Below are 22911 nucleotides of genomic sequence, written 5' to 3'. Positions count from 1 at the left end.
TTAGCCCCTCCGGCGTTTGAGGAGCGGGGGTTCGGGGGCGAAATCCCCTACCCCACCCCCTCCCACCGCCGAACCCGATGCCCATCCCCCCGGTCGATCCACAGATCGTCCGGCCCGGCGGCGTCAACCCAGTCCTCGACCCCGTCGACTACAGAACCCGCCCCCGGCGAAGGCTCAAGCACGGCAGCCATCAACTGCCTCGTATACGGATGCCCGGGCGCGGAGAACACCGCATCCGTGGGCCCCTCCTCCACCACAACCCCGTGCCGCAACACAACAACCCGATCGGCAAGCCCCCGCACGACCGCCAGGTCATGGCTGATGAAGAGACAGGCCAACTCCCGCTCCCGCCGCAGATCATCGAGCAGCCGCAGCACGTCGGCCTGAACCGACACGTCCAACGCGGTCGTGATCTCGTCCGCGATCAGCACATCCGGCTCACCCGCAAGCGCCCGCGCGATCCCGATCCGCTGCCGCTGCCCGCCGGAGAGCTGCGCGGGCAACCGCTCGGCGAGAGCAGGCTCCAGACGCACGTCGGAGATGAGTTGCCGAGCCCGGTCGACGGCCTCCGCCCGAGAACCCACGGTCCCGAAGAACCGCAACGGCCGCCGCACCGCATCACCCACCGAGCGACGCGGATTCAACGACGTATCGGCGTTCTGGAACACGAGCTGAACCCGCCGCCGGAGCGCCAACGGCCGCTTCCCGGCGGGCCGGGCGAGGTCGCCCGACTCACGATCACCGGACTTGAGGCCGCCCGAATCGTCGTCACCCGACTCATGGGTCATCGTGCCGCCGGACGGAGTCCGCAACCCCGCGAGGGTCCAGGCGAGCGTGGACTTGCCGCTGCCCGACTCCCCCACGAGGGCGAGGACTTCACCGCGCCGGACGTCGAAGGAGACACCGTCCACGGCACGCGCGGACCCGTAGTCGATCGTGACGTCCCGCGCGGAGACGGCGACGGGCGCCTCGTCGGACACGACGCCCTTCGGCCGCACCTCCCGCTCCCCCGCCGCACCCACGAGCGCCAGCCCCTCGTCATCGAGCCGCGGCACACTCGCCAACAGCCGTCTGGTGTACGGGTCCTGGGGCGCCGCGAACAACACAGCAGTGGGCGCGGCCTCCACCACCCGCCCTGCCCGCAGCACGGTCACCTCGTCGGCCATGTGCGCGACGACGCCGAGGTCATGGCTCACCAGCACTGCGGCGAGGCCGAGTTCGTCTCGGAGCGCTCCGATCAGATCGAGGACGCCACGTTGGGTGATGACGTCGAGTCCGGTCGTCGGCTCGTCGAGGACGAGGACCTTCGGACGGGCCGCGATGGCCATGGCGATGGCGACGCGCTGCTGCTGGCCGCCGGAGAGCTCGTGCGGGTAGCGGCGGGCGAGTTCCGCGGGGCGGGGCAGGCGGACCTGTTCGAGGAGATCCACGACGGGGACGTCGCCGCCCGCCTCCGCGATCTGCCGTCCGATCCGCATGGAGGGGGTGAGCGCCTGCCCCGCGTTCTGCGCGACCATGGCGACGGTCCCGCCCCGCAGGCGCCTCAACTCCCGGGCGGGCAGGGCGAACACGTCGGCCCCGTCGACCCGCACCGAACCGCCCGTCACGCGCGAGCCGTGCCGCAAGTGCCCCAGCAGCGTCGCCGCGACCGTCGACTTGCCGCTGCCCGACTCACCGACCAGCGCGTGGGTCTGCCCGGGCAGCACGTCGAGGGACACTTCACGCACCACGGGCACATCGCGTCCGCCGGAGCCACCCGAGCGATAGGCCACCGACAGCTCGGTGACGGAAACGATCGCGGTCATCAGGACCCCTCCCTGATCCGGTCGACGCCCCACGCCTTGGACAGGCCGTCGGCGGCGAGGTTGAGCCCGACCACGAGGGTGGCCAGGGCGATGATCGGTGCGAGGCTCGCCATCGGGACGACGGTGATGGCGGTGCGGTTCTCGGCGACCATCAGGCCCCAGTCCGGGGTGGGCGGATCGGCACCGAAGCCGAGGAAGGACAGCGAGGAGATCAGCAGCACGACCCAGGAGGCCCGCATGGCGAACTCGACGCAGACGACGTCGGTGATGTTCGGCAGGATCTCGCGCCGCAGGATCGCCCAGGTGGACTCGCCCCTGGCCCGCGCCGCGGTCACGTAGTCGGCGGGCACGACTGCCAATGCCGCGCCCCGCACGACGCGTACGACCTGGGGGACGTACACGACGGCGATCGCGAGGACGATGACCGAGGGGCCGGTGCCGAGAGCCGTGACGATGACCAGCAGCGCCAGCACCGACGGCACGGACAGCACCGCGTCGAGGACCCGGCCCAGTACGTCGTCGAACCAGCCGCCGCGCAGGGCCGCGGCGCATCCCACGACCGTGCCGATCAGCAGGGTCACGAGGGTGGCGGCGACGGAGACGCCGAGTGCGTAGCGGCCGCCGTACAGGACGCGTGCCAGGACGTCACGGCCGTACTGGTCGGTGCCCGCCCAGTGCTCCCAACTCGGCCCGAGCAGCGCCTGGTCGGCGTTGTTGGCGATGGGGTCGTGCGAGGTGAGGACCGGTGCGAGGAGTGCGATCACGACGTGCACGGCGACGATCGCGAGGCCGATCGTGGCCGCCCGCGAGGAGCGCACCGTGCGCCAGGCCCGGGCCGCTGCGGAGGGTGGTGCGACGGGGACGGCGGGGGCAGCCGCCGGGGTGTCGAGGGTGGTCATCGGGTCCTCCCGCGCGTACGGAGCTTGGGGTTGAGGGCCATGGCGCCGAGGTCGGCGGCGAGGTTGCAGACCACGTACACGACCGCGCTGATCAGTGCGATGGCCTGGATGACGGGCAGGTCCCGGTTCTGCACGGAGGCGAGCATCAGCTTGCCGATGCCGGGGTAGTTGAAGACGTTCTCGACGACCGCGACTCCGCCGGCCAGCCAGGCGACGTTCAGCGCTATGACGTGCAGCGTCGGGAGCAGGGCGCTGGGGAGCGCGTGCCGGGTGACGACGCGCCAGGTCGACAGGCCCTTGAGGCGGGCCGTGGTGACGTACTCGCTCGCCATGACGTCGATGACGGATGTGCGGGCCATCCGGACGATGTACGCGGCCATGACGACGGCGAGCGCGAGCGCGGGAAGCCATACGGCGGGCATGAGTTGGCCGACGCTCGCCTCGGGGCCGTACAGGACGACCGCCGGGAACCATGGCAGGGCGACCGAGAAGCAGAGCACCAGGACGGTGGCGACGACGAACTCGGGAACGCTCATCCCGATCAGGCTGACCGTGGAGATGAGGTGGTCCGGCCAACGGTCACGGTAGAGGCCCGCGAGGATGCCGAGGACGATCGAGCCGGTGACGGCGAAGAGGACGGTCACCAGGGCGATGAGTGCGGAGTTGCCGAGGTACAGGCCGACTTCGCCGCCGACCGCCTTGCCGGACACGAGGGAGAGGCCGAAGTCGCCGTGCAGGGCGCCGCCGATCCAGTCGATGTACCGCTCCCAGGCGGGCTGGTCGAGTTTCAGCTTCTCGCGGAGGGCGGAGACCGCGTCCGGGGTCGCGTCCTTGCCGAGGACCTGGGTGGCGACGTCGCCGGGCAGGGCCTGTACGGCGAGGAAGACGAGGACGGAGGAGAGGAACAGTGTGCCGACGGCGGCGCCCGCTCTGCGGGCTATGAAGGAGAACATGTTCAGGCCCCCTTCAGGCCGATGCCGAGGTAGTCGAACTCGAAGCCGTGCTCGGCGTATCCGCGTACCTTGCGCGATATGCCGACGAGCCGGTCGGCGAACATCGGGGTCATCGCCCCGCCCTTCTCGACGACGAAGGTCTGCGCCTCGCCGTACAGTTCGCGCCGCCGCTCGTCGTCGGTCTCCTGCCGGGCCCGGTCGAGCAGCGCGTCGAACCCCTTGTCCGACCAGGCGGTCTCGTTGTACGAGGAACCGCTGCGGAAGACCTGGGTGAAGAGCTGGTCGACGGGTCTGCCGGTGTACCAGTAGGTGGCCATGAGCGGCTTCTTCATCCAGATCTGCGTGTAGTACGAGTCCGCCGAGGCCGTCTTCACCCGGATCCGGATCCCGGCCCGCTTGGCCGAGTCCTGGTAGGCGAGGGCCATGGGCGTGAAGACCGGGTCGTACGAGGACGTGTAGAGGTCGACCGTCAGACCTTCGTGGCCCGCCTTCTTCAGCAGGTGCCGGGCCTGTTCCGGGTCGTGCTTCGGGTGCGCGGTGATGTGGGCGGGGTCGCTCGGCGGCACGGGGTTGTCCCAGCCGGCCGTGCCCGCGCCCTGCAGCGCGACCTTCACGACGTGCTCGGGGTCGTAGGCGAGCTTCATCGCCTGCCGGACACGTACGTCGGTGAAGGGCTTCTCCGTCGTCAGCATCGGCAGCACGTACCACTGGGCGTTCTCGACGCGGGCGATCGTGGCGCGGTCGGAGGCGGCGACGACACGGGCGGTCGCGAAGTCCAGGTTGGTCTGTGAGAGGAGGTCGACCTGCCCGGCGAGCAGGGCGTTGGAGCGGGCGGACATGTCGGCGACGGAGTAGAAGTCGATGGCGTCCAGGACCGGGCGGCCCGCCCAGTGGTCCTTGTACGCGGTGATGCGTCCCGGGCCCGCCGGCGTGAACGACTCCAGTTTGAAGGGGCCGGTGCCGACGCCCGTGCGGCCGATGCCGCGGGCGCTGCCGTCGGGGATGACGTAGCAGTTGTAGTGCGTGAGGAGGCTCGGGAACTCCGCGTTGGGGGTCTTGAGCGGCACCACGAGCGTGTGGGCATCGGGAGTTCGCAGCTTCTTCGTGTCGATGAGCGGGGCCAGGACGGCCGCCTGCGGGGACGCGGTCTCCTTGGCGAGGATGTGGCGCAGCGTGTACGCGGCGTCGGCGGAGGTGAGTTTCCGGCCGTCGTGGAAGGTGACGCCCGCGCGGATGCGGAAGGTCCAGGTGCGCGCCTTGGCGTCCGGCTCCCAGGACTCGGCGAGGTCGGGGACCAGGTCGCCGTTGGCGCCGACGCGGACCAGGCGGTTGTAGAGGGCGCCCAGGTACTCGTACGCGGACAGGGCACTCGCCGGGTCGAGGGTCTCGGCGTCGGAGGCGGGCGGCCGGGCGATGCGGAGGGTGCCGCCGCGGTCGGGGCTGCCACCCTTCGCGTCCATGGGCAGCGCGGGGGCGGCCGAGGCACCCGTGCAGCCGGTGAGCAGCCAGGACGCACCGAGCGACGCGGCGCCCGCCGTGGCCGCGGCGAGGACGGAGCGCCGTCCTGGGTGGTGGATGTCGGGCATGGACCGACCGTCCTTCTCGCTATTCGTTCAGTGGAACGATTGAGTGAAGTGCGTGAACGATAACCAGCCGACGGCTCCGCGCCAACCCTCGGAACGCGGAAATTAACCGGGGAAACCGAGCCGTTACGCGGCCCGGGGAAACCCGGCTGTGCCGGGTGTAGGCGATCGGGGCATGGGGAGAAAGCGCTTGCCACATCCGCCACTCCCTGGGGAGGGAAGGCCACCATGGCCTCGTGGGAGAAACCGCTCGACCACCGCTATCGCGGCGAGCACCCCGTCCGTACCCTCGTCTACCTGTTCCGCGCCGACCGCTGGAAGGTCGCCGCCGCGTTCGCCGTCTTCACCGTCAAGCACAGTCCGATCTGGCTGCTGCCGCTGGTCACGGCGTCCATCATCGACACGGTCGTCCAGCACGGACCGATCGGCCGGCTGTGGCTGAGCGCGGGATTCATCCTCTTCATCCTGCTGATCAACATGCCTTTGCACCTGCTGTACGTGCGGCTCCTCTACGGCAGTGTGCGCCGCATGGGCACGGCCCTCAGGTCCTCGCTGTGCACACGCATGCAGCAGCTCTCCATCGGCTACCACTCACGCGTCAGCGCGGGCGTCCTCCAGGTCAAGGTCGTGCGGGACGTGGAGACGGTCGAGCAGATGGTGCAGCAGACCGCCGAGACCGGGCTCGGCGCGGTCACCGTGCTCGCGGGCGGGCTCGTCATCATCGCGATCCGCACGCCCGAGTTCGTACCCGTGTTCCTGCTCGTGGTCCCCCTGGCCGCACTGCTCGTCGCGCGGCTGCGGACCCGGCTGCGCACGCACAACGAGGACTTCCGCCACGAGGTCGAGCAGCTGTCCTCACGCGTGACCGAGATGACCCGGCTGATCCCGGTCACGCGCGCCCACGGTCTGGAGGGCAAGGCCCTGCGCCGCATGGACGGCACGCTGCGGAAGGTGCTCAACTCCGGGCTGCGGCTCGACCTGCTCAACGGGCGCTTCGCCTCGCTGGCCTGGGTGTTCCTCAACGTGATCGGGGTGCTCTTCCTGACGGCCGCGGCGCTGGTCTCGTACTACGGCGTCTGGGGCGTCTCCCCCGGTGACGTCGTCATGCTCAGCGCGTTCCTCACCACGCTCACCAACTCCACGACCACCCTGGCGGGCCTCGCTCCGGTCATCACCAAGGGCCTGGAGTCCGTGCGGTCCGTCGGCGAGGTCCTCCAGGCACCCGAACTGGAGGAGAACGAGGGCAAGGCACGGCTCGACTCACTGCGCGGTGCCGTGGAGTTCGAGGGCGTGGGCTATGCGTACGAGGACGCCGGCCGCCCCGCCGTACGGGACTTCGGCCTGTCCGTCGCGCCGGGCGAGACCATCGCCCTCGTCGGTGCCTCGGGGGCCGGGAAGTCCACGGTGCTCAGTCTCGTCATCGGATTCATCCGGCCGACCTCGGGCCGGGTGCTGCTGGACGGGGCCGACATGAACACGCTGGACCTGCGGACGTACCGGCGCTTCGTGTCGGTCGTGCCGCAGGAGTCGATCCTGTTCGACGGAACCGTGCGGGAGAACGTGGCGTACGGCATGGACGACGCGGACGCCGACGAGGCGACCGTGCGTGCGGCGCTGCGGGACGCCAACGCGCTGGAGTTCGTCGACCGGCTGCCGCTCGGCCTCGACACCGTGGTGGGCGAGCACGGGGCGCGGCTCTCGGGCGGACAGCGGCAGCGGCTGGCCATCGCACGGGCCCTCATCCGCAATCCGCGGGTGCTCATCCTGGACGAGGCGACGTCCGCGCTGGACACGCGGTCGGAGGCGCTCGTGCAGCAGGCACTGGCCCGGCTCATGCGCGGGCGCACCACCTTCGTGGTGGCGCACCGGCTGTCCACGATCCGGAGTGCGGACCGGATCGTGGTGATGGGGGACGGTGCCGTACGGGAGATCGGGTCGCACGAGGAGTTGCTGGACCGCGGGGGTGCGTACACCGCTCTGCACAGCGGCCAGCTCACCTGAGTCGGTGGGGCACGGGGACTCACCGGAGCCGGTGGGGCGGGAGACCCCACCTGGGTCGGTGGGGCGCAAGGCCTCACCTGGGCCGGTAGGGCGTGAGGTGGCCGGCCGCCGTGCCGGTCGCCTCACTCGCCCGCGTAGGCCTTCTCCAGTTCGGCGACGTCGATCTTGTGCATCTTGAGCATGGCCTGCATGGCCCGATCCGCCTTCTGCTGGTCCGGGTCGCTGATCATCTCGACCAGCCTGGCGGGGGTGACCTGCCAGGAGACGCCGAACCTGTCCTTCAGCCAGCCGCAGGGGCCCTCCTCGCCGCCGCCCTCGGTCAGCGCCTTCCAGTAGTGGTCCACCTCGGCCTGGTCGTCACAGCGGACCTCGAAGGAGATGGCCTCGTTGAACTTGAACTGCGGGCCGCCGTTGAGGGCGTAGAACTTCTGGCCGTTGGCCTCGAACTCGACGGTCAGTACGGTGCCGGGCTCGCCGTGCCCTACCTCGCTGTAGCGGAGGATCGTGCCGATGCGGGAGTTCTTGAAGACCGAGACGTAGAAATTCGCGGCCTCCTCGGCCTGGCCGTCGAACCAAAGGCACGTGGTGAATCCGTCGGTGGTCATGGGTACCTCCTGGGGCGGGAACGCTGTCACCTATGTAGACGGATCCTCGTGCGAAAACTCATCGGTGGCCCGGAAAGCCGGTCCGGGTGGGTGACTCCGGGGGCCGGCGCCCGGCCGTCGCGGGCGGCCTTCACACGGGCGGCCCTGGCACGGAAAGGCCGGCACGGCCATGCCGCGGGAGTCGGCGCGGCCGTCACGACGAGGACAGGCGGGCGGCCCGCACGGCGAACCCGACTGCCTCCCTCGTGACCGCCCCACCGGCCGGTGACCACGGCTTTTAATCACGCGACCGGATGCCGGTGCCGAACTAGCATGGCCCGCCATGACCTCCCCGCACGACGACACGATCCGGCCTTTCGTCCTCGACATCCCCCAGTCCGACCTCGACGATCTGCACGCACGCCTCGACCTCACCCGCTGGCCGGACGAGCTGCCGGGCGTGGACTGGGAGTACGGGGTCCCGCGCGACTATCTGAAGGAGCTCGTGCGGTACTGGCGGCACACGTACGACTGGCGGGCGGCCGAGGCCCGGCTCAACGAGTGGCCCCAGTTCACGACGACGATCGACGGGACGAACGTCCACTTCGCGCACATCCGCTCACCCGAACCGGATGCGACGCCGCTGATGATCACCCACGGCTGGCCGGGCTCGATCGTCGAGTTCCTCGATGTGGTCGGGCCGCTGACCGATCCGCGCGCCCACGGCGGTGATCCGGCCGACGCGTTCCACGTGGTGCTGCCGAGCATTCCCGGGTTCGGTCTGTCGGGGCCCACGCGGGACACGGGCTGGGAGCTCAGGAGGGTCGGCGCCGCGTTCGCCGAGCTGATGGACCGGCTCGGCCACCGCCGCTTCGGCGTACAGGGCGGCGACTGGGGAGCGGGGATCTCCCGTGAGCTCGGCCGTGCCTTCCCCGACCGGGTGATCGGCGTCCATCTGAACCTCCTGCCGGGCGCCCACGCGAGCACCGAGCCCACCCCCGAGGAGCTGGCCGCGCTGAGCCCGCGGGAGCGTGAGAAGACGCTCGCCTCGTGGCGGCGCAACGAGGAGTGGACCCGCGAGCGGCTGGGGTACGCCGCCGTCCAGATGACCCGGCCGCAGACCCTCTCCTACGGGCTCACCGACTCGCCCGTCGGCCAACTCGCCTGGATCGTCGAGAAGTTCAAGGAGTGGACGGACTCGCACGAGCGCCCCGAGGACGCCGTGGACCGGGACCAGCTGCTCACGAACGTGATGCTGTACTGGCTGACGGGGACGGCGGGTTCGTCCGCGCGGATCTACTACGAGCGGGCGCACGCGGCCGGTTGGGGCGAACCCGTGCAGCCGTCGACGGCACCCACCGCGCTCGCCGTCTTCCCCCGGGACAACTTCATCCCGCTGCGGCACGTCGCGGACCGCACGGAGAACATCGTGCGGTGGACGGAGTTCGACCGGGGCGGGCACTTCGCGGCGATGGAGGAGCCGGATCTGCTCGTCGGGGATGTCCGGGCGTTCTTCCGCGGGCTGCGGCAGCACCGAAGTGACGGCGGCGACCGGAGCGTTCGGGTCGGCGGCACCGCATGACCCGTTCGCTGCGTGGCATCTTCGACGAGGACGCCGAGCTGTACGACCGGGCCCGGCCCTCCTATCCACCCGCCCTGGTCGAGGCGTTGGCCACCCGCGCGGGCCTCGACGCGGACAGCCGGGTCCTCGAATTCGGCCCCGGGACCGGCCAAATGACTGTGCCCCTCGCCGAGTTGGGCTGTCACATCACCGCCGTGGAGCTCGGTCCGTCGATGGCGGCGGTGGCGCGGCGCAATCTGCGAGCCTTCCCGCGAGCGCACATCGAGGTGGCCGAGTTCGAGCAATGGCCGCTGCCCCAGGAGCCGTTCGACCTGATGGTGGCCGCGACGTCGTTCCACTGGCTCGACCCCGCGACGCGCCTCACCAAGGTGGCGGACGCGCTTCGCCCGGACGGAACGCTCGCTCTCGTCATCACGCACCACACGGCGGGCGGCAGCCGTGACTTCTTCGTCGAGGTCCAGGACTGCTACGAGCGCTGGGATCCGGCCACACCCCCTGGTCTGCGGCAGTCGACCGACGCCGAAACGGCCACGGACACAAGGGAGTTCGAGGTGCTCGGCCGGGTCGAGTCGCTCCGGTTCCCACAGGAGATCACGTACACCACCCAGACGTACATCGACCTCCTGCTGACGTACTCGAACCACCGCGCACTGGAACCGACCGCCCGCAAGGGCCTGTTGGACGGCATCCGCAAGCTGATCGACACCCGCCACGGAGGCAGCGTCACGAAGCGGTACCTGCACGAGCTGATCCTGGTGCGGCGGGGCGGGGGCTCGCGGCGGGGCGGGCGCTACTGACCGACGCGTCCGTCGACGCGCGCGCTGGAGATCCGCCACCGCTTTCCGCTCACCGCGGTGAGCCGTCCGCCCGCTTCAACCCCAGCCGATGGTGCAGGGCCTCAGGGTCGGTGCGTCGCGCGACGGCGTACGCGTCCTCGAAGAACGGAAAGACCACGCTGCCACGCCGGGCGCACTCGGCCTGGATGTACGGCTCCAGAACCTCCCAGGTCCGCATCAGGCGGTAGTGCGTCAGGCTGGTCAGAATCTCGGAGTTGACGATCTCGAAGCGCATCATGACGGAGACGGCCTCGAAGACGAACGCGACGTTCCACGCCCGGTACTTGGCATCGTCCGGCAGCAGGTCGATCCCTTGGTCCGGGCTGTGCGCCGAGGCGAGCTCGAACAGGACCCAGCGCTGATCCCGCTGAAACTCGGGGTCGCGGATGTGCGTCAGCAGCAGTTCGGTCGTCATGGCGAGATCGCTGTCCGCCCGGGCCCGTCCGATCTGCCGGCTGACGCCCCACGTCGAAGCCGCCAGAGCCATGACCGACATCACGAGCGAGATGATGTTGAACACCATGAGCCGCCTCCCCGTGGCAGACCACACGGACACGCGTTCCTCCTTGATACGGCGGTCGGTCGGGCGCGTCCACCTCGTCCGGCACCTCCGCGAAATCCCCGTACAACCCTTGAGCCCCATCCGGTGTCAAACACGGCGCCGGACAAGGAACGGGCCCTTTCCGGACACCCCCGCGCTGCCCGGCCGTCCTTTTCGTCAGGAGCCGAATCATGCGCAAGAACCGTTCCGCCGCTCTGGCCGCGGCGTCATTTCTTCTCGTGGCCGGTCTGGGGATCGCCGCCGCCCCGTCCGCGTACGCCGGAACACCGGGCGGTACGCACGCCGACGACCGAAACAGCGACTTCAACGGCGACGGGTACGAGGACGTGCTGGTGGGTGCGCCCGGGGCGACCGTCAGCGGCAAGAAGGGTGCCGGTCTCGTGACCGTGCAGTACGGCTCGTCGACAGGCATCGGGACGAGCAAGGTGGCGCGGTTCAGCCAGTCCACGGCAGTTGTCGCGGGCGCCGCCGAGGCGGGTGACGGGTTCGGCAAGGCGGTCGCGACCGGTGACCTGGACGGGGACGGGTACGACGACGCCGTCGTCGGCATTCCGGGCGAGGACCTCGGGACCGTCGCCGACGCGGGTGGCGTGGCGGTCCTGTGGGGCTCGAAGGCGGGGCTCACCGGCGCCGCCAGCGACTGGCTGGAGACTCAGGAACCCACCGCGGGCGAGCAGTTCGGCGTCGGGCTCGCCGCGGCGCACTTCACGGACGAGACGCCGGGCGACCTGCTCGCCGTACTCGACCACGACGACCTGGAGCTGTTCGCCTACGACTCCGCGGCCCCCAGCTCGCTCAAGGAGCGGTCGTCGACCCGGCTCTCCGCACGGGCCGAACAGCGCCACATCCTGCCCAAGTCGCTCACCACGGGCGACTACGACAACAACGGCTACGCCGACCTGGTCGTCTCGGGGGTGACGATCGGCGAGGAGGAGCCCGGTCACGGCTGGTCCACGTACCTGTCCGGAAACGCCGACGGGCTGAAGTACGAGCGGGATCTGCGCGGCGGCCCGGTCACCGCCTCCGGGGACATCGACAACGACGGCTACGACGACCTGGTGACCGGCGAGCCCAACTCCCCCGACGACGGCGGCGAGACTCTCACCGGCGGGCTGGTCGGCGTGCGCTACGGCGGCGAGAACGGCCCCGCGGACGAGGTCCAGTGGTGGACGCAGGACTCACCCGGCGTCCCCGGCACCGCCGAGCGCGGCGACGGCTGGGGCACGGACCTCTCGGTCGCGGACACGGACGGCGACGGGTACGCGGACGTGGCGATCGGCGCCGCCGGCGAGGACATCGGCACGGTCGCCGACGCGGGCGCGGTGTGGGTGCTGCGCGGCGCGTCCGCCGGGCTGACCGCGACGGGCGCCAAGTCCTGGGACCAGGACTCCGCCGACGTGTCCGGCGTCCCCGAGAAGGGCGACAAGTGGGGCGGCCAGGTCCGTCTCACCGACCCCAACAGGGACGGCCGCTTCGGACTGCTGGCCTCGGCGCCCGGCGAGAACGCCGGTGACGGATTCGTCTGGGTGCTGTCGGCCGGCGCGGGCGGCATCACGGCCACGGGCTCGTGGACGTACGGCGCCGAGACCCTCGGCGCCCCCTCCCCGGGCGCCGCCTTCGGCGCGGCGATCGACGAGTAGGCCGTCGGAACGGACCGGCGCTCAGAGCCCCGGGGAGGTCGCGGCCGACTCCGGGGCACTGTTGCTGGCGGCCGACTCCGTCGTGATGTCGGCCGATTCCGAGTCGGAGGTCTCCGCCGACGGGGGCTCGGACGAGGGCGACTCGGTCTCCGGGGACGGTGACGAGGGTGTCGCCGAGGACGTCTCCGGGCAGGGGCTCGCCGAACCGTCGGGCGGCGCGGTCTCACCGGGAGGCACGGACACGCACGGCGACGCGGAGCTCGGCGACAGCGAACTCTCGGACGGCGAGGGCCGGTCCGTCGGCGGATCCGTCTTCTGGTCCTTGACCCCGGTGTCGCCCTTGTGCCGCTTGAACCAGTCGCCGCTGTCCGGGTCGTAGATCACGAAGACGTTGATGACCTGGGTCGCGGGCGCGACGACCACGACGTTCGACGCCCGGTACGACGGCCAGGAGTCGCCGGTCTGCTTGGGCGTGGACTTCAGCGCGACCGGCGGCGTCAGCGGGTTGCCGCACGCGCACCGCACCCTGGGCACACCGCGGTCGTCGACGAGTACGGCGGTGCCGGCCTGCAGGACCGCCTGGTAGCTGGTGGCCTTGCCGTCGCGGTAGCCGTGGTTGGTGACGCGGGTGTCCATCCGCAGCTGCACGGGGGTGAGTGAGCGCAGATACGCGGGCACGCCGGAGGGCTGGAGGCCCAGGACCGAGGCGAACGCCTTGTTCTTGGCCGGGGCCTTCTGGAGTGCGGAGATCTGCTTCTCGACGTCGCAGCTGGCCACCTTTTGCGTACCGCCGTAGAGGCCGGGCGCCGAACCCTCCACGCCGCGCGTGACGTTGCCGGACTCGGCGGTCTCCGTCGGCGAGGGCGTCACGGGCGGAGCGGAACTGTCCTCCGCGGTCGACTCGGTGAACGGGTCGGGGCCCGACTTGCCCGCGGCCTGGAGAAAGACCTCGCCGCCGCCCGCGCCCGAGGTGCCACCGTCCGAACGGGTGAAGACGACGACCAGGGTGACGGCGACGACGATCGTGGCGGCGATGACGGCGACGCGCGGGGCCGACTGCCACCAGGCCCGGTCGGGCCCCTTTCCGGGGCCCTGACCAGGTCCGTCCGGACCGGACGGACCTCCGGGACCACCTGGACCGTCACCCGACGGACCCGACGGACCTGAGGGACCCGACGGACCGCCGCCCGATCCGCCGCCCGAAGGACCCGAAGGCCCCGAGGGGCCCTGGTCGCCCGGAGGCGGCGGCGTGGAGCTCGGCTGGGTCGGCCCCGACAAGGGGCCGGAGGGCGGTCCTGTGGGGCGGCCGGACGACGGCGGTTCGACGCTCACGAGCTCTTCTTCCCGGCGTAGGGATCCCGCGGCACTTCTTACGTTTCATGCCGCTTTCTTCCACAACGTGCCCATTGTGTGCTCCTGTCCCGTACAGCTCGCAAGCCGACGCGGTCGGCCCTCTCGGCGGGCGCACCGCCGAAGGCCTGCTTAGCGTGGGCAGGGTGAGCCTCCAGACAGTCCCCGACCAGGCAGTGGCCCGCCACGGCTGGGTCCACGCCCTGGTGACGGTCCTGGCCGGGCTGATCGCCATGATCGTGGTCGCCGCGCTCGGCCTGTGGGCCGCCGGGGCCGCCGACCTGCCGGACGGCGCGTTCCCCCGGGTCGTCGCGGCCACTGTCGTGGTGGCGGTCGGCGGCTCGATCGAGCTCACGGGAGACGCCGGAGCGATCGCCGAGACCAAGGCGGGGATGTCGGTCACTCCCCTGTCGGTCACCCTTGCCGGAGTCCTGGTCGTCGCCGCCGGATTCCTCCGGCCACTGCGCCACCGGGCCGTCGCGGGCGCCCCCGAACTGGCCGGCTGGGCCGCGAGAATCGCCGTCCTGTGGCTCCTCGCGCTGGCCGCGCTGGCGCTGTCGGCCCGTCAGACCTTCGCGATCTCGCTCGGCGAGGGCACGCTCTCCGACATCGGTGACATCTTCGGGGCCTCGTCGCCCCGGGTCGGCTTCAAGGCCGACGTGCCCGTGACGCTGGCCTTCGGCCTGCTGTGGCTGGCGGGCGTCCTCGTCATCGCGCTGCTCGTCTCGCCCAGGGCCCCGCTCCCGGCCCGGCTGCTGCGTTTCCAGGAGTCGGTACGGCCGGCCGCGTACGCCATGGTCGTGCTGCTCCTCTCCTTCGTCGCCCTCGGCGTGGTGATCGCACTGGTGGTGGCGGTGACGCGCGGCCGTGCGCCGGAGACGCTCGCCGTGATCCTCCTGGGGCTGCCGAACCTCGTCTGGCTGGTCTTCACCATCGGTCTCGGCGCCTCCTGGGAGGGGCGCGTCGAGGGGCCGTTCGGGCTGCCGATGCCGCGCGTGCTGGACAGCGTGCTGCGGACGCCCGACCTCTCCACCCTCAACCTGCGGACGCTCTCCGAACAGGACGGCAGGGTGTGGTGGCTCGTGGTCGTCGACGCCGTGCTGCTGCTGGCCGTCGCGTTCCTGATGGCCAAACGCTCACCGGCCCGGACACGGGCCTGGCAGCACGCCGTGCACATGGCCGTGGCGCTCGCCCTCACAGTGCTCACGGTCTGCCTCATCGGCCGGATCGACGCGCACTACGGCTTGTCGCTGCTCGGTATCGGCGACGTCGGCGGCGGCCTGTCCGGCGAACTCTTCCTGCGGCCACAACTGTGGGGGGCGATCGGCTTCGCCCTGCTCTGGGGCCTGGTCACGGGCTTCGTGGGCGCACTGCTCGCCACTCGCGTACGCCACCGCGGCGAGGTGGAGAACCCGAAGGCCTGATGTCAGTGGGGCGTACTACGGTACGCACCCATGATCGAACCAGACTTCCTGCGCACCACCCGAACGGCCTACGACTCCATGGCCGCCCTCTACGCCGAGCTCTTCGCCAACGGTCTGGAGGAGCATCCACTGGACCGGGCCATGCTCATGGCGTTCGCCGACCTCGTGCGGGCGGACGGCGGCGGTCCGGTCGCCGACCTCGGCTGCGGACCGGGCCATGTGACCGGGTTACTCCACTCGCTCGGCCTGGACGCGTCCGGCGTCGACCTGTCGCCGGAGATGATCGCAATCGCCCGGGCGGCCCATCCGGAGCTGCGGTTCGAGGTGGGTTCGATGACCGCCCTGGACCTGGCGGACGGCAGCCTCGGAGGTGTCCTGGCCCGTTACTCGATCATCCACACCCCGCCGGAGCAACTGCCGCGGGTATTCGCCGAGTTCCACCGGGTCCTGGCACCCGGCGGCCGCCTGCTGCTCGCCTTCCAGGCCCACGACGACCCGTCGGAGCTCGCCGAGTCCTTCGACCACAAGGTGGCGCTCGCCTACCACTGGTCCCCCGACCGCGTCGCCGCCCTGCTGAGTGAGACGGGCTTCACCGAGACGGCCCGCCTACGACAAGTAGCCCCGCCGGATGCCAAACGCGACTTCCCGCAGGCTCACTTGCTGCTCAGCAAGGTCTGACATCGGTGCCCCGTCAGGGGCGCGGGGAACTGCGCGACCAGCCCACTACAACCCGCACGAACCCACCGGTCCAAGCAGACCCTCACCCCGCCGAGCCTGGAAACACGGGCCGGGCCCACCTCGGCGGCCCGGGCGGGGGCCCCGGACGCCGAGGCCCGTCCACGGCACGCATATCCACCTGCGTGGGCGCATGACCGACGGCCACGCCCGTCGCAGCCGCACGCAACGCGGTCACAAAGGCAAGACACGACTCGTACCGGTCATCGGGACTCTTGGCGAGGGCCTTCGCCAGGACCCCGTCGACCGGTTCGGCGAGTTCGGGCCGCTGCGAGGTCAGCGTGGGCGGCTGGTCGTACTGGTGGGCCCACAAGAGCGCCATGTCGTCGTCCCGTTGGAAGGGCGGATGACCCGTCAGGGTCTCGTGGACCACGCAGGCGAGGCTGTAGACGTCACAGCGGCCGTCGACAGGACGGCCGGAGATCTGCTCGGGCGCCACATAGTCGAGCGTGCCGACGAACTGGCCGACCGTCGTGAACCCGGTCAGGGACAGCGACTTCTTGGTGAGGCCGAAGTCGGTGAGGTAGACGTGCTCGGGATGGTCACTGTCCGTGCCCGCCGCGACCAGGATGTTGCCCGGTTTGACGTCCCGGTGGACCAGGCCGTGGTCGTGGGCGGCGTCGAGCGCGGACGCCACCTGGATGGCGATACGGGTGGCGTCCGCGATCGCCAACGGGCCCTCGCGGTCCAGGAGATGGCGCAGGTCGCGACCGGCGACGTACCGCATGGCGATGTAGAGGACGCCGTCGGTCTCGCCCGCCTCGAAGACCGGCACGATGTGCGGGTGGTCGATCGCGGCGGCCACCCGTGACTCGTGCGTGAAGCGTTTGCGGAAGGTGTCGTTGCGGGCCAGTTCCGGTGCGAGCAGTTTCAGGGCTACCGTGCGGTCGAGGCGCAGGTCCTTGGCACGGTAGACGACGGCCATGCCACCGCGGCCGACCTCGCGCTCGATCCGGTAGCCGGCGATCTGCTTGCCGATCAGGTCGGAGGGCCGCCCCGCGTACAGGCTCGTGTCGTGCGGCATCAGCCGTCACCGTCGCCCGTGACGAACCGGGTGGGGGCGTGACTGCGGTCTTCCCCGGGCTCAGGAGGTTCCGCACCCCTGTCGCCCACGATCCGTGTCGGTTCCGGATCCGTGTTGCCCACGACCTGCGTCGGTTCCGGCCCGATGCCCGGCACGATCTGAGTGGGCTCGGGGTCGCCCGCCGCGGGCGGCTCGGGCCGGGCCGCGGCGGGCGGCTCGGGGCCGGCCTCGTCATTGGGCCCCGGTCCGTCCTCGACCGGCTTGGGTGTCGCGTACGTGCTCAGCCGAGTGCCGTCGCAGTACACCCACCGCTCGTGCTCGGCCTCGTACAGCCACACGGCCTCCCCGTCGACGACAATCCCGACCCGCATGCCCTTCGTACGGCCGTGGAACTCCTCCCCGTCGAGGCGTCCGGCCGCCAGTTCCTCGACCGTCTGCCGGTAGCGGCCGACCGTCTCCTCGACGCGGGCGAGCAGGGGGCGCGGGTCGGCGGTACGGGCGAGAGGCTGTCCGGCGGCAGGCGGCTCCTGCGGTACGGCGAGCAGCAGACGCCCGTCCACCCACGCCGACCAGCCGTTGGCGCACAGGACGTGCCCCCAGTCACCGCGCCGCTCGACGAGACGGACCGGCAGGAGGGCGTCGAGCGGCACGGTGGGTCTGGTCGGGTCCGGGGCCTCCCAGGCCGGCAGGCCGTCCTGCGGGACCACGTGGGTGGGGCGGAAGTCCTCGGTCGTCGTCATCGCGCCTGCTTCCTGCGGGCTACTTCCGCATGACTTCGGGTTCGTGCCGCCTCAGCAGCCGGGCGACCAGATAGCCGAAGACGGCCGAGAGGACCACGAGCATGCCCATGTTGAGCAGCCACACGCCCGCCGAGTGCTTGAACAGCGGGTCGGCGGTCAGGTCGCCCGGGACGAGCCGGGCCAGGCCGATGGTGCCCGCCATGGCTCCGAGCGCCCAGCGGGACGGCACCAGCCAGGACAGCTGCTCGATGCCGGGGACGCCGTCGAGCTTCAGCAGCGCGCCGCAGAACACGACCTGGACGATGGCGAGGAGCACGAGCAGGGGCATCGTGACCTCCTCCTTGCGCACCAGGGCGGAGACGAGGAGGCCGAGCATCATCGCGGTGAAGGAGAGCAGGGCGACGGCGACCGTGATCTCGACGAGGGGCGGCATGAGCACGCCCTCGCCGCCGGGCGCGTTCAGGTCGACGCCGAGCAACGCCACCAGGGTCAGGACGACGGCCTGGAGGACGGTGATCGTGCCGAGGACGACGACCTTGGACATCAGGTACGCCGATCTGGACAGACCGACGGCCCGTTCTCGCTGGTAGATCACCCGTTCCTTGACCAGTTCGCGCACGGCGTTGGCCGCGCCGGTGAGGACTCCGCCGACGCAGAGGATGAGCAGCGCGTTCATCGCCGTCTCCTGCGTCAGCTTGCTGCCGGCCAGGGCCCGGGCCATGGCGCCCATCACGAACGGCAGGGCGATCATGATGGCGAGGAACGTCCGGTCGGCGCTGAGCGCGGCCGCGTACCGGCGCACGAGCGTGCCCAGCTGGGAGCCCCAGCTCTGCGCCTTGGGCGGGCGGGAAACCGCGCCAGGGGCCGGGGCGGCCTGGCCCATGTGCGGCTGGGCGGTGGAGTTGACGATGTACTGCCGGTGCTGGAGCGACGCCAGGTAGTCGCCGGCCCAGTCCCGTTCGCGGTCCCGCTCGAAGGCCTCGAACGCCTCGGGCCACTGTTCGTAGCCGAAGAAGGCGAGGGTCTCGTCGGGCGGCCCGTAGTAGGCGACCTTGCCGCCTGGTGCCAGGACGAGCAGCCGGTCGCAGACGTCGAGGCTGAGGACGCTGTGGGTGACCACGATGACGGTCCGCCCGTCGTCGGCGAGGCCGCGCAGCATGTGCATCACGGAGCGGTCCATACCGGGGTCGAGGCCGGAAGTCGGCTCGTCGAGGAAGAGCAGCGAGGGCTTGGTGAGCAGCTCCAGGGCCACGCTGACGCGCTTGCGCTGGCCGCCGGAGAGGCTGTGGATGGGCTGCCCGACGCGCTGTTCCAGTCCCAGCTCGCGCACGACCTCGTCGACCCGGGCCCGGCGCTCGGCCTTCGCGGTGTCCTGCGGGAAGCGCAGCTGGGCGGCGTAGGTGAGGGCCCGCCGCACGGTCAGCTGGGCGTGCAGGATGTCGTCCTGCGGTACGAGTCCGATGCGCTGGCGCAGCTCGGCGTAGTCGCGGTACAGGTCGCGGCCGTCGTACAGGACCGTGCCCCGGTCGGCGGGCCGCTGGCCGGTCAGGGCGTTGAGCAGCGTGGACTTTCCTGCGCCGCTGGGCCCGACGACGGCCAGCAGGCATTTCTCGCCGACGGGGAAGGAGACCCGGTCGAGGAGCGTCTTGCGGCCCTTGTCGACGGCCACCGACAGGTCCTGCACGTCGAGCGAGACCTCGCCGGTGTCGACGTACTCCTGAAGCTGGTCGCCGACCAGGCAGAACGCCGAGTGGCCGATGCCGACGATGTCGCCCGCGTCGATGGAGGCCCGGGTGACGGGCTGCCCGTTGAGGAACGTGCCGTTGTGGCTGCCCAGGTCGACGATCTCGTACGTCCCGTCCGGCTGGGCGCGCAGTTCCGCGTGCCGTCTGGACACGATCAGGTCGTCGACGACCAGGTCGTTGTCGCCGCCGCGGCCGATGCGGACCATACGGGCGGGCAGCGGGCGCACGGTCGTGGGCTGCCGGAAGGTGCCGGTCGCGGCGGGCAGGGAGACGGAGGAGGGGCGCTCGGGGGCTGGCGGGGGCCGGCCGGCGAGCACCGCGCTCGGGCCGTCGGCGGGGTTGCCGAAGCGGATGACGCTGCCGGGGCCGACGTCCCACTCGTGGACGCGGCGGCCGTCGGCGTACGTACCGTTCGTGCTGTTCTCGTCCCAGAGCGTCCAGTGATCGGCATTGGGCCGCAGGACCGCGTGGTGCCAGGAGACCCGGGCGTCGTCGATGACGATGTCGCTCAGCGGGTCGCGGCCGACGTGATAGTCGTGGTTCGGGGTCATCACCGTGGACCCCGTCTCGGTTTCGAGGACGAGTTCGGGCGCCACTGAACGCTCTCCCATGCCTGAATTCTAGCTATTCGTCCACATGTGCGCCTGCTGCGGGTCGGCGGGGGCCACGCCCGAGCGGTTCCGCCGGGATCGGGGATCAGGCGGCCGGCATGGACAGGAAGGGGAGGGTGCGCTGCATGCGCAGGGCGTCGACCGACTCCGCGAGCAGCTCGTACTCGGTGGTGTCGTCACTCGTGGCGATACGGACCAGATGCCCCGCGGCCAGCTCCTCGGCGGCCAGCTCCTGTTGGAAGATGTCGCCGCACCACGCGCGCAGCACGCCGGGCACGTCGGGGGCCGTGGCCGAGACGGGCATCATCGAGTTCGGCGGGAAGTACGGGGCGTCGGGGTTCGGATCGAGGCGCTCGGCCATCCATGACGCCCGGTCCCGTAACCACCACATGGCCAGCGCCAGGGTGGGCGCCCGGTAGGTGCCGAGCGGTACACCGACCCACATGCCCCCGCACACTCCGTACGCGGTGACATGGCAAAGGAATTCGTCGTGCACGATCGCTCCCCCATTGCATCCGCTTGCTGCCGGTCCGGCCTCTCTTTCCTGCGGCTCGCTGGTGGTGCACGATGGCGCTGTTCTTCGGTCGGTCCGCCGGGTGATCCCCTGGCAATTCCCGAGCCGTTCTCAGGGCTGTGAATAGCCCTAGCATTCAAGTATCGCCACTCCTGACACACTGTCACCATGCCATTCCAGCCAGTCTCCTGGCATATTCACCGCGGTGACTGGCTGAAATGACTCGGCCGTGGAGATCAGGGTCATCCGGGGGCATCACCCGAGAGGTGTCCGCGGGCATTACCCGAGGGGTAATCGACGGTTCCGGCGACGCCCGGCATGGTTGCGGTACCGGATCCCGACGACGTCCGATCCGGGCCCTGACCAGTACGTACGAGCACGTACGACCTCGATGGAGGCTGATCGCCCATGTCCGCGAACCAGGACCGCTACGAAACCGCCGTCGCCCGCTACTTCGAGGCCTGGAACGCGGGCGGGGAGGAGGCCCTGACGAAGGCCGTGACCGCCGCCTGGACCGCGGACGGCACGTACACCGACCCCCTGGCCGACGTCCGCGGGCACGAAGGGATCGCGGCTGTGATCGCCGGGGCCCACGAGCAGTTCCCCGGATTCGAGTTCCGGCTCACCGGTGCCGTGGACGGCCACCACGACCTCGCCCGCTTCGGCTGGGAGCTGGTCGCCGTCGCGGACGGCTCGGCGCCGGTCGCCGGCTTCGACGTGATCACCCTGAGCGACGACGGGCGGATACGGAGCGTGCACGGATTCCTGGACCGGATGCCCGCCGGGGCGTGACACCACGGCTGTCGCGATGAGTTTTGCCGCGCCCGGTGGTCTCGTATAGGAGAGACCACCGAGTGGGAGAGACCACCGGGACAGCGGAGGACATCATGAGCACGGGCACCGAATTGGACCAGCAATTCACCGCGGTACTTCTGAAGAGTCCCGAGAAGGGCGGCTGGACCTATCTCGTCTGGCCGGAGTCCGTCGGATTCTTCGGCACGCGCGGACTGGTCAAGGTCCGCGGGACGATCGACGGCCATCCCTTCCGGAGTTCGTTCATGGCCCTCGGCGACGGCACCCACAAGCTTCCCGTGAAGGCCGACGTCCGCAAGGCGATCGGCAAGGAGGCCGGGGACACCGTGACCGTACGACTGGAGGAACGCGTCACGGACTGACCCCCTCGCCCACGGCTCGGGGGTCGGTCCGTCGGTCCGTACCCGGCACTCAGGCCTTGGACGCCTGCCGCACGATCTCGTCGATGCGGGTGAGCTCGTCCTCCGAGAAGTCCAGGTTGCCCGTGGCAGCCACGCTGTCCTCCAGCTGCTGCGGGCTGCTCGCGCCGATCAGGGCGGAGGTGACCCGGCCGCCGCGCAGTACCCAGGCGAGCGCCATCTGGGCCAGGGACTGACCGCGGGACTTGGCGATGTCGGCCAGGGCGCGCAGGTTGCCGACGAGGTCCTCGGTCACCGTGTCGGCGCTCAGGAAGGGGCTGTCACTGGCGGCCCGCGAGCCCTCCGGGATGCCGTCGAGGTAGCGGCCGGTGAGCAGGCCCTGCTCCAGCGGCGAGTAGGCGATCGAGCCCACCTTCAGCTCGTCGAGCGCGTCCAGGAGCCCCTCCTCCGGGCGCCGGTCGAGCATCGAGTAGCGCGGCTGGTGGATGAGGAGCGGGGTGCCCAGCTCGCCCAGGATGCGGGCGGCCTCGCGGGTCTGCTCCGGCGAGTAGTTGGAGACACCGACGTACAGCGCCTTGCCCTGCTGGACCGCCGAGTGCAGCGCGCCCATCGTCTCCTCCAGGGGAGTCTCCGGGTCGGGGCGGTGGGAGTAGAAGATGTCGACGTAGTCGAGGCCCATCCGGCCCAGGCTCTGGTCGAGCGAGGACAGCAGGTACTTGCGGGAGCCCCATTCGCCGTACGGGCCCGGCCACATCAGGTATCCGGCCTTGGTGGAGATGACCAGCTCGTCGCGGTACGGGCCGAAGTCGGCCTTGAGCGCCTCACCAAGGGCCGACTCGGCGGCGCCGGGCGGAGGCCCGTAGTTGTTCGCCAGGTCGAAGTGGCTGACGCCCAGGTCGAACGCCCGGCGCAGGATCGCACGCTGGGTCTCCACGGGACGGTCGGGGCCGAAGTTGTGCCACAGGCCGAGGGAGAGCGCGGGGAGTTTCAGGCCGCTGCGTCCCGTGCGCCGGTAGGGCATGTCCGCGTAACGGTCGGTGTGTGCGGTGTACAACGCGTTCTCCAGAGGGGTCGGTACGGAGTGGACCGGTGTCCACTCTCGCCTGCCCGCTCGACAGCGGTCCAACAGGAGAATCGGATGGGATTCAGCG

Annotated in this window: 20 protein-coding genes; 8 read left to right on the top strand and 12 right to left on the bottom strand. The window is 70.8% G+C overall.

Features of this window, described 5'->3' with window-relative positions; genetic code table 11:
* Window positions 1–47: 47 nt before the first annotated feature.
* The 4 genes from QF035_RS49180 to QF035_RS49165 are packed head-to-tail and all read right to left on the bottom strand — an operon-like array spanning window position 48 to window position 5243.
* Entirely contained in the window at window positions 48–1805 is a 1758-nt protein-coding gene (locus QF035_RS49180; RefSeq protein ID WP_307528959.1) for an ATP-binding cassette domain-containing protein, read from the bottom strand.
* On the bottom strand, window positions 1805–2704 hold the full coding sequence (locus QF035_RS49175) for an ABC transporter permease (RefSeq protein WP_307528957.1): 900 nt from the start codon (window positions 2702–2704) through the stop codon (window positions 1805–1807). The genes QF035_RS49180 and QF035_RS49175 overlap by 1 nt, the downstream gene beginning before the upstream one ends.
* Window positions 2701–3657 (bottom strand): ABC transporter permease, encoded by a 957-nt coding sequence (locus QF035_RS49170; RefSeq protein WP_307528956.1) that lies wholly within the window; start codon window positions 3655–3657, stop codon window positions 2701–2703. The genes QF035_RS49175 and QF035_RS49170 overlap by 4 nt, the downstream gene beginning before the upstream one ends.
* Before the next feature lie 2 nt (window positions 3658–3659).
* Window positions 3660–5243 carry an ABC transporter substrate-binding protein gene (locus tag QF035_RS49165; protein ID WP_307528955.1) on the bottom strand — a complete coding sequence of 528 codons (1584 nt, stop codon included), beginning with the start codon at window positions 5241–5243 and terminating at the stop codon, window positions 3660–3662.
* 225 nt (window positions 5244–5468) lie between these two features.
* Between QF035_RS49165 and QF035_RS49160 the strand changes: the two genes are divergently transcribed.
* Entirely contained in the window at window positions 5469–7241 is a 1773-nt protein-coding gene (locus QF035_RS49160) for an ABC transporter ATP-binding protein (protein WP_307528954.1), read from the top strand.
* Between the two features lie 122 nt (window positions 7242–7363).
* Here QF035_RS49160 and QF035_RS49155 read toward each other — a convergent pair whose 3' ends face one another.
* The gene (locus QF035_RS49155; RefSeq protein ID WP_307528952.1) at window positions 7364–7846 is read right to left on the bottom strand and encodes a VOC family protein; all 483 of its coding nucleotides are present in this window, start codon (window positions 7844–7846) and stop codon (window positions 7364–7366) included.
* A 322-nt stretch (window positions 7847–8168) separates the two neighbouring features.
* Here QF035_RS49155 and QF035_RS49150 point away from each other — a divergent pair, with 322 nt between their 5' ends.
* Window positions 8169–9407: an epoxide hydrolase family protein gene (locus tag QF035_RS49150; protein ID WP_307528950.1), complete on the top strand. Its 1239-nt coding sequence runs from the start codon at window positions 8169–8171 to the stop codon at window positions 9405–9407.
* The gene (locus tag QF035_RS49145; RefSeq protein WP_307528948.1) at window positions 9404–10204 is read left to right on the top strand and encodes a class I SAM-dependent methyltransferase; all 801 of its coding nucleotides are present in this window, start codon (window positions 9404–9406) and stop codon (window positions 10202–10204) included. Before QF035_RS49150 ends, QF035_RS49145 begins: the two co-directional genes overlap by 4 nt.
* A 49-nt stretch (window positions 10205–10253) precedes the next feature.
* On the opposite strand, the gene QF035_RS49140 is transcribed toward QF035_RS49145, so the two are convergent.
* A complete protein-coding gene (locus tag QF035_RS49140; protein ID WP_307528945.1) occupies window positions 10254–10766 on the bottom strand; it encodes a hypothetical protein in 513 nt (170 codons plus the stop codon).
* Window positions 10767–10975: 209 nt separating this feature from the next.
* Between QF035_RS49140 and QF035_RS49135 the strand changes: the two genes are divergently transcribed.
* The gene (locus QF035_RS49135; protein WP_307528943.1) at window positions 10976–12445 is read left to right on the top strand and encodes an FG-GAP-like repeat-containing protein; all 1470 of its coding nucleotides are present in this window, start codon (window positions 10976–10978) and stop codon (window positions 12443–12445) included.
* A 21-nt stretch (window positions 12446–12466) separates the two neighbouring features.
* Here QF035_RS49135 and QF035_RS49130 read toward each other — a convergent pair whose 3' ends face one another.
* Window positions 12467–13777 (bottom strand): DUF6777 domain-containing protein, encoded by a 1311-nt coding sequence (locus QF035_RS49130; protein ID WP_307528941.1) that lies wholly within the window; start codon window positions 13775–13777, stop codon window positions 12467–12469.
* Between the two features lie 164 nt (window positions 13778–13941).
* On the opposite strand from QF035_RS49130, the gene QF035_RS49125 reads away from it, so the two are divergent.
* Window positions 13942–15219, top strand: coding sequence for a streptophobe family protein (locus QF035_RS49125; protein ID WP_307528939.1), 1278 nt, complete (start codon window positions 13942–13944; stop codon window positions 15217–15219).
* Between the two features lie 30 nt (window positions 15220–15249).
* Complete coding sequence (locus tag QF035_RS49120) at window positions 15250–15897, top strand: class I SAM-dependent methyltransferase (protein ID WP_307528938.1); 648 nt, start codon at window positions 15250–15252, stop codon at window positions 15895–15897.
* An 82-nt stretch (window positions 15898–15979) separates the two neighbouring features.
* Here QF035_RS49120 and QF035_RS49115 read toward each other — a convergent pair whose 3' ends face one another.
* From QF035_RS49115 to QF035_RS49100, 4 genes are all read right to left on the bottom strand, one after another.
* The gene (locus QF035_RS49115) at window positions 15980–16978 is read right to left on the bottom strand and encodes a serine/threonine-protein kinase (protein ID WP_307528936.1); all 999 of its coding nucleotides are present in this window, start codon (window positions 16976–16978) and stop codon (window positions 15980–15982) included.
* Window positions 16978–17718, bottom strand: coding sequence for a hypothetical protein (locus QF035_RS49110; protein WP_307528933.1), 741 nt, complete (start codon window positions 17716–17718; stop codon window positions 16978–16980). Before QF035_RS49110 ends, QF035_RS49115 begins: the two co-directional genes overlap by 1 nt.
* A 19-nt stretch (window positions 17719–17737) precedes the next feature.
* Window positions 17738–20074: an ABC transporter ATP-binding protein/permease gene (locus tag QF035_RS49105; RefSeq protein ID WP_307528930.1), complete on the bottom strand. Its 2337-nt coding sequence runs from the start codon at window positions 20072–20074 to the stop codon at window positions 17738–17740.
* Between the two features lie 85 nt (window positions 20075–20159).
* Window positions 20160–20570 carry a hypothetical protein gene (locus QF035_RS49100; protein WP_143633933.1) on the bottom strand — a complete coding sequence of 137 codons (411 nt, stop codon included), beginning with the start codon at window positions 20568–20570 and terminating at the stop codon, window positions 20160–20162.
* Between the two features lie 426 nt (window positions 20571–20996).
* Here QF035_RS49100 and QF035_RS49095 point away from each other — a divergent pair, with 426 nt between their 5' ends.
* The gene (locus QF035_RS49095) at window positions 20997–21380 is read left to right on the top strand and encodes a nuclear transport factor 2 family protein (RefSeq protein WP_307528928.1); all 384 of its coding nucleotides are present in this window, start codon (window positions 20997–20999) and stop codon (window positions 21378–21380) included.
* 95 nt (window positions 21381–21475) lie between these two features.
* Complete coding sequence (locus tag QF035_RS49090) at window positions 21476–21763, top strand: DUF1905 domain-containing protein (RefSeq protein WP_189839064.1); 288 nt, start codon at window positions 21476–21478, stop codon at window positions 21761–21763.
* Between the two features lie 49 nt (window positions 21764–21812).
* Here the strand turns inward: QF035_RS49090 and mgrA are convergent, their stop codons facing one another.
* Window positions 21813–22814, bottom strand: coding sequence for an L-glyceraldehyde 3-phosphate reductase (gene mgrA / locus QF035_RS49085; RefSeq protein WP_307528926.1), 1002 nt, complete (start codon window positions 22812–22814; stop codon window positions 21813–21815).
* Between the last annotated feature and the right edge of the window lie 97 nt (window positions 22815–22911).

Origin of the sequence: Streptomyces umbrinus, from assembly GCF_030817415.1 — a bacterium.
GTDB classification, from domain to species: Bacteria; Actinomycetota; Actinomycetes; order Streptomycetales; family Streptomycetaceae; genus Streptomyces; species Streptomyces umbrinus_A.
The sequence above is the reverse complement of the archived record's forward strand: the minus strand, read 5'-3'. Positions and strand labels throughout refer to the sequence as shown.